The sequence below is a fragment of the Paenibacillus segetis genome (genome assembly GCF_014639155.1).
Lineage (GTDB): Bacteria > Bacillota > Bacilli > Paenibacillales > Paenibacillaceae > Fontibacillus > Fontibacillus segetis.
In genome coordinates this window covers 554104-568681 of sequence record NZ_BMFT01000002.1, presented here as the reverse complement: position 1 = coordinate 568681, position 14578 = coordinate 554104, and the positions used below count along the sequence as shown (strand labels likewise).

Sequence of the window (14578 nt, the reverse complement as noted above, 5' to 3'; positions counted from 1 at the left end):
CGGGAGTCCGTGAACCAATTATTGTTATTATGGAGCAAAGACCAGATCGAATACATGCTTCCAAGTCTCTAAATCCGTAATACTCCCTACATCTTGTTTGCCAAGCACGACATAGCCTACAACAGCACCCACAAACAGCGCCAAGACAAGAAACAGTACGATTAGTACAAATTTCAATATTCCGACCCATGCCGGTCGTTTATCGGGAGCTTGCTTAGGGACTTTCTTAGGAGCTCTCTTGGGAGCTGAGCTTCTCTTCTCATTCATGAACTTTCCACCTATCCGCGCAGGTTATTCGCCAAGTTCATCATGGTATCACTGGAAGTGAGCGCGCGGGCCGCAAGCTGGTAAGCTCGTTGCACCTGCACCATATCCGCCATTTCCTTCGTGAGATCAACATTCGATTTCTCTAGCGCACCCTGTCTAATATGAGCAACTTGTTGCTCCTCTGGCAATCCCCATATATCAGTAAGTATATCATCTACATTGGAACCAGGAGCCAATACAAACAAGTTATCATCCTTCTGTATCAAAGCATCTGGGCGTTGTACAGATACCAAGTGAATAGTACCGATCGCAGTATCTGTATTCCCGACTTTTGCTGTAATGTTGCCATCCCGGTCTATTTGTAACTTAGAACCAGAAGGAACCTCAATGCGATCCCCTTCTACATTTAACAAATAGTGTCCCCGATTGGTTACCAAATAAGCGGTTTCTGGATCCTCAGGATTAGGTTGTAGTTGAAAATCACCTGCTCTTGTATAAGCTTGCACTCCACCTTCAGCTTGTACTGCAAAGAGCCCATTCCCCTCAATAGCGAGGTCTGTAAGATTTCCCGTATCTACGATCGATCCTTGAGAGAAGTTAAGCGTTGCGGTTGTCGCCTGTGCACCGAATCCCAGGTTGAATCCTGAAGGAGTTGCACGCCCTGGTAGCTTGAATTCAGAACTTTGTTCTTTGACGCGAGTCAATGTATCCTCAAATGATGCTTCCTTACGTTTGTATCCAACTGTATCTAGGTTTGCCATATTATCCGAAATCATATCCAACCGTTGTTGGATTCCACTCATGGATACCATGGCGCTAATCATGGAGTTATTCATAGGGCACCTCCTGTATTAATCGATAGTAGCATTATACCTTGCCAACTTCGTTAACCGCTCTATCCAAAGTTTTGTCGTAGTATTGAATAATCTTCTGATTGGATTCATACGCCCGTTGTGCTGCCAGCATATCTACCATCGCTTGAGTCGGATCTACAGTAGAGGATTCCAGATACCCTTGACGTAACTCGGCAGCATCTGTAACTTGCAAATCTCTGATGTCGGCAATATTCTCGTTCTCGGCACGGAATACCCCGTTCCCCTCACGAACCAGCTCTTGCGGACGATTTACAACTTTGATCCCCATAGCAATATTTAGAGGTAGTCCATCCTCAAATAGCTTACCCTTACTATCCACTGTTAACGTATCAACCGATCCATTTAATACAATTGGATTACCCGCTGAATCTAGCACACGATAGCCTTGAGATGTTCTCAACTCACCTGCTGAATTCACAGTAAAGCTGCCATCACGTGTATAACGAACGTTGTCCTTATTATCCATAATAGAGAAGAAAGCCCCCGGACGGTAAGTCACTTCCCCATTTGCATTCACATATTTACCTGAAGCATCAAAAGCCATAGCTTTGCCCGTATCAGGATCAACAAGATCCAGGCTGGATATTAGGGAGAAATCCGTGTTGTTGCCCGTCTCTCTAAGATCGCCTTGTCTGTATGACGACAAACTCTCTTCCGCAAATACCCCTGTAGTCAGTTTCCCGATCTTACGAGAAGCAGGAGACTCCTTATCACCTACAAGTGAAACCATCATTTCAGGAAAAGAGTGGGCCACACTATCAACCTGTTTGTATCCCGGTGTATTCAAATTCGCGATATTCTGTGTCACCGTATCATGACGCCGCTGCTGCGTGACCATCCCCGCTGCTGCGGTATAGAGTCCTCTTAACATGAAAAACCCTCCAGACATAATGACTATTGTCCGTTATTCGAACACCGTCACGTCAGTTTACATTCCTACATTATATATCGGCGAATTAGAATTTTTTCTTAATAACCCGGTCCAAATTGTCGAGCATAATACCTGTTCCCTTAACGACGCAATGCATTGGATCTTCCGCAATCAGCACGGGCACACGTAATTCTTCAGCCAGTAGCTCGTCCAATCCGTTCAGTAGAGCACCACCGCCAGTAAGTATTACACCTCGATCAATAATGTCCGCTGACAATTCCGGTGGTGTACGCTCAAGCACTGACTTAGCAGCAGTTACGATAGAGGTTACTGAGTCTGCCAAAGCTTCTTGAATTTCTCTTGAAGTAATCGTAACCGTTAGAGGAAGACCCGAGACCATATCCCGTCCACGGATATCGAGTTCGGCTATACGACCCATTGGATGCACCGTACCAATTGCAATCTTGATATCCTCTGCAGTCCGCTCTCCGATTAACAGCTTGTACTTTCCTTTAATATATTTAATAATGGCAGCATCAAACGTATCACCGGCGACTTTAATAGACGAAGCCGTGACGATGTCTCCCATGGAGAGCACCGCCACATCCGTCGTACCGCCACCAATATCAACAACCATGTTGCCACTCGGCTCATAAATATCCATACCCGCCCCAATTGCAGCGGCCTTTGGTTCCTCTTCTAGATAAACTTCCTTAGCACCACAGTGTTCCGCCGCTTCGCGGATCGATTTCTGTTCGACAGAGGTAATGTTTGTAGGTGCACAGATGAGAACACGAGGACGACTGTACCAATTTCTTCCGCCGACACGATCGATGAAATATTTCAACATCATTTCAGTAATTTCAAAATCGGCAATAACCCCGTCTCGAAGTGGACGAATCGCGACAATGTTTCCTGGTGTACGACCGACCATTCGTCTGGCTTCTTCACCGACAGCTAGAACGCGTTTCGCGTCACTATCAATAGCCACAACGGATGGCTCGTTGAGTACAACTCCCTTTCCTTTGACATGAATAAGCACATTAGCTGTGCCCAAATCAATACCGATATCCTTGCTCATCGTCTGTTGCTCCCCCAAAGCGTATTTTGTAACACTAGAAAGCCTTATATGGCTATATGGCAAAAGTTTCCCATCATTAAGAGGTTGTTATTCTACAAATGCTGCAAAAATCCTTTATAATTCGGGAGCCATGGATAAATTTCCACATTCTTGTACCATATTTTAAAATACCATACTTTGGGGGGAGTGTTCAATAACGATCCTGTTACGACATGAACTTATTACCTACTCATTAATTAACCGAGCTAATAACCTCTCTCTTCGTTTGCCCTTTTTTCTTGTATTTGATCTTTGTCGCCTCTCCTCCTCGTAGATGTCTAATCGACTTGTGATATTCGAGAATGTGCTTCACCTGATCTGCTAAATCCGGATTGATCTCCGGCAAACGCTCGGTCAAATCCTTATGCACCGTGCTTTTCGATACGCCAAATTCTTTGGCAATGGTCCGAACCGTGTGCCGAGTCTCCACGATACAGCGACCTATTTTTATCGTACGTTCCTTGATGTAATCGTGCACGCTCCCGCCTCCCTACTCGAGATAGTTTGGTACATTATATGAGGGGCGTGCCCATATATTCTTTGTTTCCAAGCATGACAAGCCTAGGCGAGGCCATTTATTTTTACAAATGAAGTGATCTCCCTTGATTTCATGGGCTGATTTGAGTAGAAATTGAGACGTTTGGACGGCACAAAAAAAGAAGCGGAGAGCTTTGGCTCTTCGCTTCTTCACACTCTAGATTAATTCTTCGGAAGTACAGATGCCGGATTGACCAATTCACCATTCTCATACACAGCAAAGTGTACGTGAGTGCCAAGGTCTTTCTCCTGCTCATTACGTCCAGCGGTAGCAATGGTATCTCCTTGCTTCACTTCGTCGTTCAGCTTCACCTTTACATCCGCTAAACTTTCGTACACGGTTTTCAGGTTGTTCGCATGCGTAATTTCTACGACAAAACCGAGCAATGGATGTTCTTGTACCGAAGTAACCTTACCACCTAATGCAGCAGTTACTCCAAAAGGCTTGTCATCTTCACGTGCCAGGTCAATCCCGGTATTTGGAGTGAAGGTGTCTTTGTACTGAACTAGCGCAGCTTGATGATCCTCAGCTGAGCCATCCTTCTCATAGAATGGTTTGACAATCGTAACATCAGCTACCTTAGCTACTGGCCATGCCAGGTCTTCATAAGTGGCGAGCGTCTCGACTGACTTACCGTCTTTGTCTTCCGCTTGGCCCAGCGTATCGCTGTCACCTGGAAGATTCAAAGAATCTGTAACACTAGCGGGGGTCGAATCCATTGGCTTTTGGCTAGCATCCTGGTAGACCCACACTAAGGTTAGTATAATTGCCGCTGCCGCCACATATGCTGCCGGGTATACCCATCTCTTTGACAACAGTCTTTTCCATGCGGATACCGGAGCTACCGGCTCTCCCATTCCTTTTTTAGGAGATTCCCCATGGGGTTGATTTTTTTGATTTTGTTCATTCATTTAGCATCACCTCAATAACCAGTGTTACCGGGTGCGACTCTTTTATACTTCGTTTATATCATTTTTTTGAAATATTAACTTTTGAGGATGTGAGAGGCTTGCCGAAAAGATATCCCCGTATAATAGTGTTTGAGAATTTGCGTGCAAGTATACCCTTCTTTAGCCATGCCATTTGCACCCCACTGGCTCATTCCAACTCCGTGTCCATAACCGTAAGTTGTGATATTTACATTTTCCCCGTCTAGCGCTAGCGTAAATTGACTGGAACGAAGTTTCAACTTTTCTCTCACTTCTCGACCTGTAAATACTTTTCCGCCGATAGAGATGTCCTTCACTTTATGTCCGGTAGTAACTGATAGAATCTTAAATAGCTTGTTCATCGTACGAGTCTCTTGCTCTACGCTAGTCGATGCCGATCGTGCTGGGACTCGCAAACCTAACTTGCCGAACATCTCACTTATTGGTAGTGTCACGGTTTCTTTGAAGCCTGGGTCTATGGTAGCTTCCCATGGGCTTGGCACACTGCGGAGGTAAGGGATTTGGGTGGTCCAGTACTCTTCCGAGTTCTCTGTATATCCTCCACTGGCGGAGAAAAAGGAAGCCGTAATCGGCTGGCCCTGATAGGTCATGATCAAGCCGCTTGTCTCTTGGACCGCTCGCTCAAGCTTGGCCAATTGCTCTGACTTGCCGCTTAACACCCACTGCTCCAGATCTTGCTTAGACAAATAAGCTTGATGGGCAACAGTATCGGTAACGTCCGCATCCAATGCAGGAACGCCGCTAGTATCTCCAGCTGCTAAGCGACGAATGATAAATGTTCGTGCTGCGATCGCTTGTGCTTTTAGTGCTTCTAGTTCAAACTCCGCTGGCATCTCGGCAGCCAGCACGCCTGTCACGTATTCTTCGAGCGGCAGGGTCTCGACGACGCCCGTATGTGTAAGATGGACGCGTACCGAGAGTTCCGGTGCCATAGGCACGAGGAAGGAGGGCAGCAGGGCCTTGGGAGCGGTGGCCTTCGCCACAGGCCCCGCTTGCACCGGCGCGGGCGGCCGCGGCGTGCTCCGGCTGGCGAGCAGCGCCGGCAGCAGCACCGCGAGCGCGGCGAGCGCCGCCAGAGCGGCCGCGAGCCTCCCGAAGCTCCTTCCGCGCCTGAGGCGGAAGGAACTTCGAAGCGGCGGCTGCGCGTGCGCGGGTGCAGCCGCGTGGGCCAGGCGCGCGGGCCGGGGCGGCGGCTGCACCGAGGCCGGGGCCGGGGCCGGGGCGGATAACCCGGCCGGCAAGGCGGGCTCCCGGGCCGCAGGCGCAGGCGCCGAGCCCACGCCCGCTTCGCCACGCGGCGTGGCTGTGCGCGGCGAGGCTGTATGCGGCGAACGCCTATCGCCGCTACTTCTATTTTGCATCAGCCTTGTATCTTCGAGCCGTTTCTCCTCGTTCACTACTTTTAAATGCGAATGATCCCTTGCTTCCGCCCCAGATACTATGGGGCTAACCTGTTCCTCTTTTCTGCGAGCCGCCAGATTTATTTTCAAAGGAGAGCCCTTGTGCTCCATTTATCCTTAACCTCCATCCAATTCATGCTGCTGTTGCTAGCTTGCTCTCATCAATTAGCTGACTCACGTGACCCTAGCGTTTAAGCTCCTTATATCTTTTGTTCGCTATACTTATAGATATGAGATTCTCTCTTTTGATAGAACTCAAAACAATCAATCCACACATCAATAGGAAAACTAATCTCTCACTTACTTGATCAAATATTTAATTGCACATACTACAACTAATTCTGATGTCCATTCGGTTTCGATCTCTTTTAAATACATAAATTACACTTAAAAAGTATGTATTCCGAAGTACTCTCTATTTACCTCGAATATAATTGCACTTTATACATCTATTTATGAATCAACGCCCCTATCTCCAAAATTAACTGCACTAAATGCAACTAGCTGCTCACTTCGAGTCTCATAAAAAAAAGACCAACCCGAGGAACTCGAGCTGATCTGATTTTTTATCACTCAGCATACTCATAAAACAAATAAAAAAGACCATACTTCGCAGTATGGTCTAATCGATAATTAAATGAAGAATTATTTCTGAATTCAAAATGTTCTGTATGCAGTTTAATGTGTGTTCGATTACGCCCAGGTTGGTTGAATCTTAAGTACAGGACGTTCCTCTTGTTGAGGTTGCAGTACCTTTCCAGATTCAACAGCTGGTTCTTCCATCGAGATGCGCCAAATGTCCGCTCCCAGTCCCGATAGCTTCTCAGCCAAATGAACATAGCCACGATCAATGTGATGAGTTCCACTCACTTCAGTTGTACCATCAGCCACTAAGCCAGCAATAATCAACGCCGCACCAGCCCGTAGGTCTGTAGCGCACACCTTAGCTCCACTTAGCTTCGCACCTCCGGTGACAATAGCCCCACGGCCTTCTACCTTAATCTCAGCGTTCATCAGACGGAACTGATCAACATGCATGAATCGGTTCTCAAATACGGTCTCAGTGACAACACTCGTGCCTTCCGATACCAGCAATAAAGCCATCATTTGAGATTGCATATCAGTCGGAAATCCTGGATACGGTAGTGTCTTCACATCAACTGCTTTCAGAGGCTTATCAGCACGGACACGAATACCATTCTCTTGCGCGTCTATACTTACGCCCATTTCCTCCAGCTTTGAAATAACGGGTCCCAGATGGTCTGCAATAGCCCCTTCTACAAACACGTCACCACCAGTCATAGCAGCTGCTATCATAAATGTGCCTGCTTCTACCCGATCAGGAATAACCGTATGCTCTACGCCATGCAACTTCTCAACGCCTTCAATCCGGATAACCCCTGTACCTGCTCCGCGCACAATAGCGCCCATGCCGTTCAGATAATTAGCCAAATCAACAATTTCAGGCTCTTTGGCAGCATTCTCAATCACAGTTGTTCCTTCGGCTAAAGTCGCAGCCATCATTATATTCTCCGTTGCACCTACACTTGCTACATCCAAATACACCTTAGCCCCACGTAACCGGCCTTCAGTTTTCGCCTCAATAAAGCCTTGACCCAGGTTGATCTCTGCACCCATGGCTTCAAAGCCTTTCAAATGCTGATCAATTGGACGTGTTCCAATTGCACAGCCCCCTGGTAACGAGATCCGAGTATAACCCGTGCGAGTTAACAAAGGTCCCATGACAAGAAATGATGCCCGCATTTTCCGTACCCATTCGTACGGTGCTTCACAAGAAGCGATGTTCTGTGCATTTACCATAATGACTTCTCGGTCATATGTAACATTCGCTCCAAGCGATTCTAACACTTTATTAATGGTCATCACATCATCAAGGGGAGGTGCATCACGAATAATGCTGATCCCTTCCTCACCTAACAAAGACGCTGCGATGATCGGTAGCACTGAATTTTTAGCTCCGCTTACTTTAACGTTCCCGGCCAAAACATTGCCACCGCGGACGATAAATTTGCTCATCTTGGTTCCCTCCGCGCGTTCATTTTCATCTGATTCCTTAATTTGGAAAAGATATCCGCTCGTTCACTAAATTTCATCATATCACCCATGGTTAAAGGCGCACAATGTCTTGTCATTGTCGAAAAAGTGCGCATTTCAGAGGAAATTGCCCTCTTCTAATTCGTAGATCCTAAATAACGTATCATAATCCCTATTCTTCATTGTTGACACATTGTTTTGATGTTATTCGACATTTTCAGCTGCCATATCATAGTCTAACACACTTTAACCAAAGACCTGGAAATTAAAACAAATAACGTAGCATTTGTGTATATCCCAAGTAATCCATGATAAAAGAGGCCACAAAATGCCCAAGTACTACAGAGAGCAGCAATTGGAGCAACTTGCCCTGCGGTCCCTTCGGATGACGTATGAACAAATCCAGCTTGAGATTCTGCATAGCCCACCAAGACAAGGCAATGCACACCAGTGATATGAGAATTGCCGTAAGGCCACTCACACCGACCTGAGCAGATACTGACTCGACTGGATTCACATGTACTTCCTCCCTGTCACGATTATATCTATGCCGCCAACCCGAAATCGGTTAACACTCTCTAAATATATTGGTCAGCACTCTGTAAAAATATAGACCTTATTTATCATACTTGGCAAAGTGACAATAATCCAGCTTTTCTTTTACATGAAAGTGTTTCCAATTCGATAAATCGTAAATTTTTTTTATAAAAAAGGTTTTTTAGGAAGGATAAGCCTATTCTTTGTTTCTTTACGTTAGGTTCTACACGGAATATGCTTTCTCCTTCATATTTCAACCTTAATTTTCCTAGTAACGGCAAATCAAGATTATTAAAGTTTTTCATATAGAAAAAGCCGGACACCTTTCAAGATGTCCGGCTAACTCTTAAGACTACTCCTTGGACTTGCTTGATACATTAATCCGAGTTATAGCTCTTTGTAACGCAAGCTCGGCACGACGATGGTCGACCCGATCTTGATTACTACGAGCAGCTAGCCGCCGTTCAGCACGTTCACGAGCAGCAACTGCCCGTTCGACATCAATCGCCTCTGGCAGTTCGGCACTTTCCGCAAGAACGATTACTTTATCACTCTGAACTTCGACAAAACCACCATGTACCGCAATCGACAAGTTTCTGCCTTCCGTCTTAACCACGATTGGAGCGACTTGAAGCGGTGTCACAAGTGGAATATGACTTGGTAATATCCCAAGCTCTCCTTCTACTCCGCGAACAGACAAGCTGTTCACTTCATGTGAGAACACCACGTGCTCCGGTGTAACAATTTCTAATAAAAAGGTGCTCATATTCATCCCTCCTGTTCGTGGGACAGTTCATTTCTGAAGCATCCGCCTTAACGGTGCGAATTACATTGTTTTTGCTTTTTCCACAGCTTCTTCAATAGTACCTACGAAGAGGAATGCTGCTTCTGGAAGATTATCATGCTTACCATCCAAAATTTCTTTGAAGCTACGAACAGTTTCAGCGATCGGAACATATTTTCCTTTCAAACCTGTAAACTGTTCTGCAACGTGGAATGGTTGCGACAAGAAACGTTCAACCTTCCGTGCACGTGCAACGAGCAATCGATCATCCTCAGACAATTCATCCATACCAAGGATAGCAATAATATCTTGAAGCTCTTTATAACGAGCCAATAGACGTTTTACAGCCTGAGCAACATTGTAGTGCTCTTCGCCTACGATTTCTGGTGCCAACATCCGAGAGCTGGAAGCCAGTGGATCTACGGCAGGGAAAATCCCTTTTTCGGAAATCTTACGCTCCAAGTTAGTCGTAGCATCAAGGTGAGCAAACGTTGTTGCTGGAGCCGGGTCAGTATAGTCATCCGCAGGAACGTAAATCGCTTGAATCGAAGTAACAGAACCTTTCTTCGTTGAAGTGATCCGTTCTTGAAGTTGACCCATCTCAGTTGCAAGTGTCGGTTGGTAACCTACCGCAGATGGCATCCGTCCGAGAAGGGCAGATACCTCAGAACCGGCTTGTGTGAACCGGAAGATGTTATCGATAAATAGCAACACGTCACGGCCTTCTTGATCACGGAAATATTCCGCCATCGTCAAACCTGTCAAGGCTACACGAAGACGCGCACCTGGAGGTTCATTCATCTGACCAAAGACCATTGCTGTTTTGTTAATAACACCGGAATCCGACATTTCGTGGTATAAATCGTTACCCTCACGAGTACGCTCGCCTACACCGGCAAACACGGAAATCCCGCCGTGCTCTTGAGCGATGTTATTGATTAACTCCTGGATAGCAACGGTTTTACCTACGCCGGCACCACCGAAGAGGCCGATTTTACCGCCCTTAGCATAAGGAGCAAGCAAGTCGATAACCTTAATCCCAGTCTCCAAAATTTCGGATTGCGTAGACAATTCTTCAAATGAAGGTGGTTGACGGTGAATTGGATTTCTAACATCCGTAGCCGCAGCACCTTTATTGTCGATCGTTTCACCTAGTACGTTAAATACCCGTCCAAGTGTCGCTTCGCCTACAGGGACGGAGATTGGTGCTCCTAAATCTAGCACCTCAGTTCCGCGTACAAGGCCGTCCGTTGTGGACATAGCGATACAGCGAACCTGATTGTCGCCCAGATGAGTGGAAACTTCCAGAATCAGATCTTCTCCACCATCCTGCGCGTCTTGTTTCAAAATTTTAATAGCGTTGAAGATTTCCGGCAGTTGTCCACGTTCAAACTCAACGTCAACGACCGGACCCATTACGCTAACAACGCGTCCTTTGTTCATCTTAGTTTCCCTCCTAGAAAGTCCCTACTATTAACTTTGCGCGTTCGCTCCAGCGACAATTTCCGTAATTTCCTGGGTAATTGCCGCTTGACGTGCACGGTTGTAAGTCAGAGTAAGCTCACCGATCATTGTCGTCGCATTCTTCGTTGCGCTGCCCATAGCCGTCATTTTCGCGCCAAGTTCACTCGCTTTACCTTCCAAAAGGGCGCCAAATATGAGAGTTTCCGCATATTTCGGCAAAAGAACTTCCAGTACCCCTTCAGGCGACGGCTCATATTCATAAGTCGCCGTCACACCGTGTTGATCAACACGATCGAATGGTAGCAAACGTTCAACGGTTGGAACCTGCGAAATCGCGTTAATGAATTTGCTATAGCAAATATAAACTTCGTCATACTTCTCTTCTTCGAAGCCTTGAACAGCTGCGTAAGCCAGAGACTTGATGTCAGCAAATTTGGGAGTATCAGATAACTCGGTAATTTCGCTCACAATGGGAAGATCCCGGCGGCTGAAATAATCCCGACCTTTACGTCCAATTACGAACAATCCATACTCCGATTTAGAAGAGTGACGACTGTTCAACTCATCCATTACCTTACGGAGAACGTTAGTGTTGTAACCACCAACAAGCCCTCCGTCAGATGTGATCACGATATAAGCGGTACGTTTCACAGGACGAGAGACCATCATCGGATGCGAGACCCCATCACTACCAGCTGCGATACTGGAGACAACCTCTCTCAACTTCTCAACATAAGGCCGAGAAGCCTGAGCTTTCTCCTGCGCTTTTCTGAGTTTAGCTGACGCTACCATCTCCATCGCTTTCGTAATTTGACGGGTATTCTGAATACTCTTGATCTGACGCTTTATTTCACGAATCCCTTTTGCCATGATTTCACCACCTTCAAACTTTGGTCAGAGACCAAAGTTAACTTCGAAAGCATCTACTTAAGTTTTGGCAGAGGCCAAAACTAACATCGTAAGCATAATCCTAAAACTTTGGTCAAAGACCAAAGTTAACTTCGAAAGCAACAACCCTGTTTGGCCGAGAGCCAAAATGGATATAAACTTTATAGAAACTTAAGGAATAGACCTTTGTGACTTAGAAACATCACCAAGAACCGGCATTTCAGCACCGCGCCAAAGCCGGTTCATGGAATTATTTTGCGGAAGTTGCAAAACCTCTTTTGAACTTCTCAATCGCGTCCTTCAACTTCGCTTCATTATCAGCAGTCAAGTCTTTGGTATCCACAATCGATTGCAGTACATCAGCATGCTGACTATCAATGAAAGACAAGAATTCAGCTTCGAAGCGATGTACGTCAGACAATGCGATATCGTCCAAGTATCCTTTTACTGCTGTGTACAGACTAAGAACTTGTTTCTCAACCGAAAGAGGTTGATTCACGCCCTGCTTCAGGATTTCCATCATCCGGGAACCACGAGTCAAACGCGCTTGTGTTGATTTGTCGAGGTCAGAACCGAATTGGGAGAACGCTTGAAGTTCACGATACTGAGCCAAGTCCAAACGAAGTGTACCCGCTACCTTCTTCATCGCTTTAATCTGAGCGGATCCACCTACCCGGGATACGGAAATACCGACGTTGATCGCCGGACGTTGACCGGAATAGAACAAATCGGACTCAAGGAAAATCTGACCGTCTGTAATCGAGATAACGTTTGTCGGAATGTACGCCGAAACGTCAGAAGCTTGGGTCTCAATAAATGGCAACGCCGTGATGGATCCTCCACCCAGCTCGTCGCTCAATTTTGCGGCACGTTCTAACAAACGGGAGTGCAAGTAGAAGACATCCCCTGGGAATGCTTCCCGACCCGGTGGACGACGAAGCAGCAAGGACAATTCACGGTAAGCCGCTGCTTGTTTAGACAAGTCATCATAGATGATAAGTACGTGCTCACCTTTGTACATGAAGTACTCAGCCATACTTACACCAGCATAAGGAGCGATGTATAGAAGCGGTGACGGATCCGAAGCGGCAGCCGTTACGACAATCGTATAATCTAGAGCTCCATGACGACGAAGTGTTTCAACTACGTTTACAACTGTGGATTGCTTTTGTCCAATAGCAACGTAGATACATTTCACGCCATTGCCTTTTTGGTTGATAATTGTATCGATAGCGATCGCCGTTTTACCTGTTTGGCGGTCACCGATAATTAGTTCCCGTTGACCACGACCGATTGGAACCATCGAGTCAATCGCTTTAATCCCCGTTTGCATCGGTTCGTGTACCGATTTACGGTCGATAACACCAGGTGCTTTGTTCTCTACTGGACGGAATTCCGTCGTAGCAATTGGACCTTTGCCGTCTACTGGCTGACCAAGTGGATTCACTACGCGACCAAGCATAGCTTCACCAACTGGAACCTGCATGATTTGACCCGTACGTTTTACTTGATCGCCTTCGCGAATTTCGGTGTAAGGTCCCAAGATTACAACCCCGACATTACTCTCTTCCAGGTTGAGCGCAAGACCAAATACGCCATTTTCAAACTCAAGCAATTCGTTGGCCATGGCGTTCTCAAGTCCGTGGACACGGGCAATACCGTCACCAACTTGAATAACGGTGCCGACCTCGGACACTTCAATTTCTGATTTATATTGTTCGATCTGACTCTTAATCAGTGTACTGATCTCTTCAGGTCTGATACTCAAGTGTTTCACCCCTATCTACAGTGCTTGTCTTCGAAAAGACTTCTCAAGCCGTTCCAACTTAGTGGATAAACTGCCGTCATACAGCGTGTCGCCAATTTTGACTTTCATTCCGCCGAGCAGCTCGCTATCAATTACATTCAGAACACGAATCTTCTTCTTCACAAGTGCGCCGAACTCGCTTTCGATCGAACGTTTCTCCTCATCAGAGAGAGGATAAGTCGAATAGACCGTAGCATCTGCCTGCCCTAATGCGTCACCCGCGATTTTTATATAGCTAGCTAAAAGCTCCGGTAAAATATCAGTTCTTCCTCTTTCTACCAGCATTTTAGCTAAAGAAACTACAGGACCTGAAAGCTTGCCTTCCAGTACACCTCCGAGTACTTCCCATTTCACTTGTTCGGAAATGTTGGGACTCAATATGAACATCTGAACCTCATGATCTTCGTTCACCGATTCTACGAGAGCTCGAATCTCCAGTTCAACCTCAAGTGTACGCCCTTCTTGAGCAGCAATCTCATACAAAGCTTTAGCATATCTTCTCGCTACGACAACTTCGCGGCTCATGATTTGCTACCTACTTCACCGAGATATTTGTTCACAAGCTTCTCTTGTTCTGCCGGATTGCTTTCGATTTCGCGTTCGATCAGCTTAGAAGCGATACTTACAGAGTAAGATCCAATCTCAGTACGAAGAGTTTCAACGGCTTTGTTACGCTCACTTTCGATATCACGAACAGCCTCGTTTTTCAAACGCAATGCATCAGCCTTAGCTTGTTCAAGCAAATCACGAGCTTGTTTGCTGCTGCTCTGTTTGGATTGTTCAATAATTCCAAGGGCTTCTTGACGAGCTTGTTTCAGAGCATCCTTCTGCTCTTCAACGTATACGTTCGCCTGTTCTCTTGTTTGCTTGGCTTCATTTAATTGACCCAGTACCAACTCGCGACGTTGCTCCATAACTGCAAAGAGTTTACCGAAAGCATACTTGTTAAGTAGCCAATAAAGAATACCAAACGCAATCATCGTAATAAGAATATTCTCCCACAGGATTTTCACCGATGTCAC

15 protein-coding genes are annotated in these 14578 nt (G+C 46.2%); all 15 read right to left on the bottom strand.

Annotation, left to right across the window (positions count from 1 at the left end):
* Nucleotides 1-27: 27 nt before the first annotated feature.
* The 15 genes from IEW05_RS18750 to atpF all read right to left on the bottom strand — a co-directional run bounded on the left by IEW05_RS18750 (nucleotide 28) and on the right by atpF (nucleotide 14569).
* Nucleotides 28-267, bottom strand: a complete 240-nt coding sequence (locus IEW05_RS18750) for a DNA-directed RNA polymerase subunit beta (protein ID WP_188541364.1) — start codon at nucleotides 265-267, stop codon at nucleotides 28-30.
* 11 nt (nucleotides 268-278) lie between these two features.
* Nucleotides 279-1103, bottom strand: coding sequence for a flagellar hook-basal body protein (locus IEW05_RS18745; protein ID WP_188541363.1), 825 nt, complete (start codon nucleotides 1101-1103; stop codon nucleotides 279-281).
* Nucleotides 1104-1134: 31 nt separating this feature from the next.
* Nucleotides 1135-2013, bottom strand: a complete 879-nt coding sequence (locus IEW05_RS18740; RefSeq protein ID WP_188541362.1) for a flagellar hook-basal body protein — start codon at nucleotides 2011-2013, stop codon at nucleotides 1135-1137.
* Nucleotides 2014-2098: 85 nt separating this feature from the next.
* Nucleotides 2099-3094 carry a rod shape-determining protein gene (locus tag IEW05_RS18735; RefSeq protein ID WP_188541361.1) on the bottom strand — a complete coding sequence of 332 codons (996 nt, stop codon included), beginning with the start codon at nucleotides 3092-3094 and terminating at the stop codon, nucleotides 2099-2101.
* 232 nt (nucleotides 3095-3326) lie between these two features.
* Nucleotides 3327-3611 (bottom strand): sporulation transcriptional regulator SpoIIID, encoded by a 285-nt coding sequence (gene spoIIID, locus IEW05_RS18730; RefSeq protein WP_127194012.1) that lies wholly within the window; start codon nucleotides 3609-3611, stop codon nucleotides 3327-3329.
* A gap of 221 nt (nucleotides 3612-3832) precedes the next feature.
* On the bottom strand, nucleotides 3833-4582 hold the full coding sequence (locus IEW05_RS18725) for a M23 family metallopeptidase (protein ID WP_188541360.1): 750 nt from the start codon (nucleotides 4580-4582) through the stop codon (nucleotides 3833-3835).
* A 74-nt stretch (nucleotides 4583-4656) separates the two neighbouring features.
* The gene (spoIID, locus tag IEW05_RS18720) at nucleotides 4657-5697 is read right to left on the bottom strand and encodes a stage II sporulation protein D (protein ID WP_268238758.1); all 1041 of its coding nucleotides are present in this window, start codon (nucleotides 5695-5697) and stop codon (nucleotides 4657-4659) included.
* Nucleotides 5698-6714: 1017 nt separating this feature from the next.
* A complete protein-coding gene (gene murA / locus IEW05_RS18715) occupies nucleotides 6715-8058 on the bottom strand; it encodes a UDP-N-acetylglucosamine 1-carboxyvinyltransferase (RefSeq protein WP_188541359.1) in 1344 nt (447 codons plus the stop codon).
* 283 nt (nucleotides 8059-8341) lie between these two features.
* Nucleotides 8342-8593 carry a DUF1146 family protein gene (locus IEW05_RS18710; protein ID WP_188541358.1) on the bottom strand — a complete coding sequence of 84 codons (252 nt, stop codon included), beginning with the start codon at nucleotides 8591-8593 and terminating at the stop codon, nucleotides 8342-8344.
* Between the two features lie 372 nt (nucleotides 8594-8965).
* Nucleotides 8966-9379: a F0F1 ATP synthase subunit epsilon gene (locus IEW05_RS18705; protein ID WP_188541357.1), complete on the bottom strand. Its 414-nt coding sequence runs from the start codon at nucleotides 9377-9379 to the stop codon at nucleotides 8966-8968.
* Between the two features lie 60 nt (nucleotides 9380-9439).
* Nucleotides 9440-10840, bottom strand: a complete 1401-nt coding sequence (atpD, locus tag IEW05_RS18700) for a F0F1 ATP synthase subunit beta (RefSeq protein ID WP_188541356.1) — start codon at nucleotides 10838-10840, stop codon at nucleotides 9440-9442.
* A gap of 30 nt (nucleotides 10841-10870) precedes the next feature.
* Complete coding sequence (gene atpG / locus IEW05_RS18695) at nucleotides 10871-11731, bottom strand: ATP synthase F1 subunit gamma (RefSeq protein ID WP_188541355.1); 861 nt, start codon at nucleotides 11729-11731, stop codon at nucleotides 10871-10873.
* A 268-nt stretch (nucleotides 11732-11999) separates the two neighbouring features.
* On the bottom strand, nucleotides 12000-13517 hold the full coding sequence (atpA, locus tag IEW05_RS18690; protein WP_188541354.1) for a F0F1 ATP synthase subunit alpha: 1518 nt from the start codon (nucleotides 13515-13517) through the stop codon (nucleotides 12000-12002).
* Nucleotides 13518-13532: 15 nt separating this feature from the next.
* Nucleotides 13533-14081: a F0F1 ATP synthase subunit delta gene (locus IEW05_RS18685; RefSeq protein ID WP_188541353.1), complete on the bottom strand. Its 549-nt coding sequence runs from the start codon at nucleotides 14079-14081 to the stop codon at nucleotides 13533-13535.
* Nucleotides 14078-14569, bottom strand: coding sequence for a F0F1 ATP synthase subunit B (atpF, locus tag IEW05_RS18680; protein ID WP_188541352.1), 492 nt, complete (start codon nucleotides 14567-14569; stop codon nucleotides 14078-14080). The genes IEW05_RS18685 and atpF overlap by 4 nt, the downstream gene beginning before the upstream one ends.
* Nucleotides 14570-14578: the final 9 nt, after the last annotated feature.

What these genes read in the sequence shown, in the direction of transcription:
- IEW05_RS18745 (WP_188541363.1), bottom strand. Translation starts at nt 1,103, where the DNA reads ATGAATAACTCCATGATTAGCGCCATGGTATCCATGAGTGGAATCCAA.
- atpG (WP_188541355.1), bottom strand. Translation starts at nt 11,731, where the DNA reads ATGGCAAAAGGGATTCGTGAAATAAAGCGTCAGATCAAGAGTATTCAG.
- atpD (WP_188541356.1), bottom strand. Translation starts at nt 10,840, where the DNA reads ATGAACAAAGGACGCGTTGTTAGCGTAATGGGTCCGGTCGTTGACGTT.
- IEW05_RS18740 (WP_188541362.1), bottom strand. Translation starts at nt 2,013, where the DNA reads ATGTTAAGAGGACTCTATACCGCAGCAGCGGGGATGGTCACGCAGCAG.
- IEW05_RS18705 (WP_188541357.1), bottom strand. Translation starts at nt 9,379, where the DNA reads ATGAGCACCTTTTTATTAGAAATTGTTACACCGGAGCACGTGGTGTTC.
- IEW05_RS18735 (WP_188541361.1), bottom strand. Translation starts at nt 3,094, where the DNA reads ATGAGCAAGGATATCGGTATTGATTTGGGCACAGCTAATGTGCTTATT.
- IEW05_RS18725 (WP_188541360.1), bottom strand. Translation starts at nt 4,582, where the DNA reads ATGAATGAACAAAATCAAAAAAATCAACCCCATGGGGAATCTCCTAAA.
- murA (WP_188541359.1), bottom strand. Translation starts at nt 8,058, where the DNA reads ATGAGCAAATTTATCGTCCGCGGTGGCAATGTTTTGGCCGGGAACGTT.
- IEW05_RS18750 (WP_188541364.1), bottom strand. Translation starts at nt 267, where the DNA reads ATGAATGAGAAGAGAAGCTCAGCTCCCAAGAGAGCTCCTAAGAAAGTC.
- IEW05_RS18685 (WP_188541353.1), bottom strand. Translation starts at nt 14,081, where the DNA reads ATGAGCCGCGAAGTTGTCGTAGCGAGAAGATATGCTAAAGCTTTGTAT.